We start from the raw sequence: 3,135 nt of genomic DNA on the forward strand, positions 1-3,135 counted from the left end.
GGCGGGCGCCTGGGCCTGGGCCGCGTCGGCGGCCAGCCGGGCGGCCAGCTCCTCGGTGCCGTGCCCGGCCGCGGCGTCGGTGAGCCGCTGGAGCGCGCAGGCCAGGGTGGGCGTCTCGGCGGCGCCGAGGGCGGCGAAGAGCCGGGCCGCCCTGTCCCGCCAGATCCGGTCCACGACCTCGTCGGGGTAGGCGGGCCAGTCCACCGGCGTCCAGTCGGCGTCCTGGCGCCCCGGGGTGCCGTGGAAGAGGCGGGCGGCGAGCAGCGAGATCTCCTCGTCCATCGCCCCCGGCCGCTCCAGCAGGTCGCACGCCGGGCGCTCGCCGAGCCTGGCGGCGTAGCCCTCGGCCAGACGGTCGCGGCGGGAGAGCTCGGTGAGCGCGGAGACCACCCCGGCGTCCAGGCCGCGCGGCCAGCGGCCGATGCGCCAGGCGGGCAGCGCGACCCGCGTCAGCAGCCGGTCCCAGCCCGCGTACGCGAGGCCGACCTGCTCCTGGGCCGCGTCGCGCAGGCGCGCGTCCACGTCCTGGGCGCGCGCGGCGGCGGCGAGCGCCACGCCCCGTTCCATCTCGGCGCTGTAGGGCGCGGAGAGCCGCAGCAGCAGCCTCGCCACCCACCCGGCGAAGGCCGCCAGGGGACGGCGGAGGGGCGAGGCGCCGCGGGCCGGGTCCGCGGCGGCGTCCCAGGCGCGGACGCAGCGGCGGGCGGAGGCGATGTCGGGGTGGGCGGCGGGTCCCGTGCCCGCGACGACGGGGGCGAGGAGCGCGCGCAGTTCGTCGACGCGCATCCACCACAGGAACGGCGAGCCGATGACGAGCACGGGCCCCGGCGCGTCCGCGCGCCCCTGGGGCGCGCCCGGCGGGCGCGGGGGCTCCTCCAGCCAGCTGTCGCAGTCCGGCGTGAGCGCGATGCCGCCGGGCGGGGGGACGTCGAGCCGGGTGGCCAGCTCGCGTATCAGGCCGTGCAGGGCGGGCGCCGCGCGCTCGGGGACCTCGATGGTGGGGGTGACCGCGGGGCGGGCGCGGGCGATGAACAGGCCCGTGGCCACGGCCACGGCGGCGGTGAACGCGGCGAGCGCCACCGGCGGCCAGCGCAGCGCGGCCGGGGCGTCACCGGCGAACAGCACCACCGCGACGGCGGCGGGCAGCAGCGCGAGCGCCAGCGCGCTGTTGCGCACGCGGAGCACGGCCAGGGCGTCGTCCCGCGCGGAGCGTCCGGCGTCCCGCGATCTCCGCTGCACCATGCCCTGCCCTCCGCCGCGCGATGCCGCTGTGCCCGTCTGGCCGTCGTTCTCCACTGTCGCACCGGCCACCGGCATCGCAAGGCGCGAGGGGCCGATCGCGTAGGCACGGGCGGTGAACGCTGCGCCGCACCCTAAAGGGGGCGTGACGGGCTCGTCAGCACAACGGTCGATCGGTCACCCGATGGTGGGGCTTTGGGGAGAGGAAGGTGTGTCCGCGGCGGCGTCCGAGGCGCCCGCGGCGATGTCGGTGCGGTGGTGCGAGCCGTCGAGGCGGACGCGCGCGACGGCGCGGTAGGCCCTGGCCCTGGCCTCGGCGAGGCCGGGTCCGGTGGCGGTCACGGACAGCACCCGGCCGCCCGCGCTCACCACGCGGCCCTCGTCGTCGCGCCGGGTGCCGGCGTGCAGGACGTACGCGCCGGGCGCGTCGTGCTCGGCCACCTCGTCCAGCCCTTCGATCGGGTCCCCGGTGCGGGGCGCCGCCGGGTACCCCTCGGCGGCGATCACCACGGTGACCGCGGCGCCCTCGCTCCAGCGCAGCGGCGGGAACTCGGCCAGCTCGCCGGTGGCCGCCGCGCGCAGCAGCCCGGCCAGCGGCGTGCGCAGCCGGGCCAGGACGGCCTGGGTCTCCGGGTCGCCGAACCTCGCGTTGAACTCCACGACCCGCAGCCCGCGCGAGGTGAGGGCGAGCCCGGCGTACAGCAGCCCGGAGAACGGGGTGCCGCGCCGCCGCATCTCCTCGACGGTGGGCCGCAGCACGGTCTCCAGGATCTCGTCGGTGAGCTTGGGGTCGGCCCAGGGCAGCGGCGAATAGGCGCCCATGCCACCGGTGTTGGGGCCCTCGTCGCCGTCGTGGGCGCGCTTGAAGTCCTGGGCGGGCTGGAGGGGGACGACGGTCTCGCCGTCGGTGACGGCGAAGAGGGAGACCTCGGGCCCGTCGAGGAACTCCTCGATCACCACGCGCCGGCACGTGCGGGCGTGCGCGCGGGCGCGTTCGAGGTCCTCGGTGACCACGACGCCCTTCCCCGCGGCCAGGCCGTCGTCCTTCACGACATAGGGCGGGCCGAACGCGTCCAGCGCCTCGTCGGCCTCCTCCGCGGTGGTGCACACGTAGGCGCGGGCCGTGGGGACGGCGGCGGCGGCCATGACCTCCTTGGCGAACGCCTTGCTGCCCTCGATGCGGGCGGCCTCGGCGGACGGGCCGAAGGCGGGGATCCCGGCGGCGCGGACCGCGTCGGCGACCCCCGCGACGAGCGGGGCCTCGGGGCCGACGACCACCAGGTCGGCCGCGACGCGTGCGGCGAGCGCGGCCACCTCGGCCCCGTTCTCCGCGTCCACCGGGTGCGGGGTGGCCAGCTCCGCCGTGCCCGCGTTCCCCGGGGCGCAGTGCAGCTCGCTGACGGCCGGGTCCAGGGAGAGCGCGTGGCACAGGGCGTGTTCGCGGGCGCCGCCGCCGATGACAAGGATCCTCACGGGGCGACAGCCTAACGGCGGCGCTCCCTCACCCACTCTTTCGGGTGAGGAGGCGGCGCGCCGGAGAGGGGGTGGGCCGGGACGGCCAAGGCCCGCGCCCTCCGGGCCGATGATCCGCCCGCGGCGGGGGTGGCGGTTCGGGCCGTTACAAAGGTGTTTCACCGGGTCCGCCAGGGGCCCGCGGCCGGGAGGGCGAGGGTGAGCCAGCCGCAGATGCAGCCCGAGGAGACGGATACCGCGCCGGTCCCGCCCCCCGAGGGGCTGGCCGCGTTGTACGCCGGCGCGGAGGCGGAGGCGACGCGCGCCGCGGAGGGGTACCTCGCGGCCATGACCTGGAAACGGCGGACGGCGAGGCTGCTGCGCCTGGGCACGGTGCTCGGCGCCGCGGGCGGGGCGGGGCTGCCGCTGCTCGGCCTGGAGGGG

At 78.2% G+C, this 3,135-nt stretch carries 3 protein-coding genes; 1 reads left to right on the forward strand and 2 read right to left on the reverse strand.

The features are described from left to right. Together ADY01_RS34450 and purD are read right to left on the reverse strand one after the other, a co-directional pair. Window positions 1-1,242: hypothetical protein (locus tag ADY01_RS34450; RefSeq protein ID WP_049580715.1), on the reverse strand; the 1,242-nt coding region annotated here is incomplete at its 3' end. Window positions 1,243-1,416: 174 nt separating this feature from the next. Further along, complete coding sequence (gene purD / locus ADY01_RS34455) at window positions 1,417-2,712, reverse strand: phosphoribosylamine--glycine ligase (protein WP_049580716.1); 1,296 nt, start codon at window positions 2,710-2,712, stop codon at window positions 1,417-1,419. Between the two features lie 198 nt (window positions 2,713-2,910). On the opposite strand from purD, the gene ADY01_RS34460 reads away from it, so the two are divergent. Then, on the forward strand, window positions 2,911-3,135 hold a 225-nt coding region (locus tag ADY01_RS34460), incomplete at its 3' end, for an SLATT domain-containing protein (protein ID WP_234320530.1).

This window comes from Streptomyces sp. SBT349 (genome assembly GCF_001083795.1).
In the GTDB taxonomy this organism is placed as follows: Bacteria; Actinomycetota; Actinomycetes; order Streptomycetales; family Streptomycetaceae; genus Streptomyces.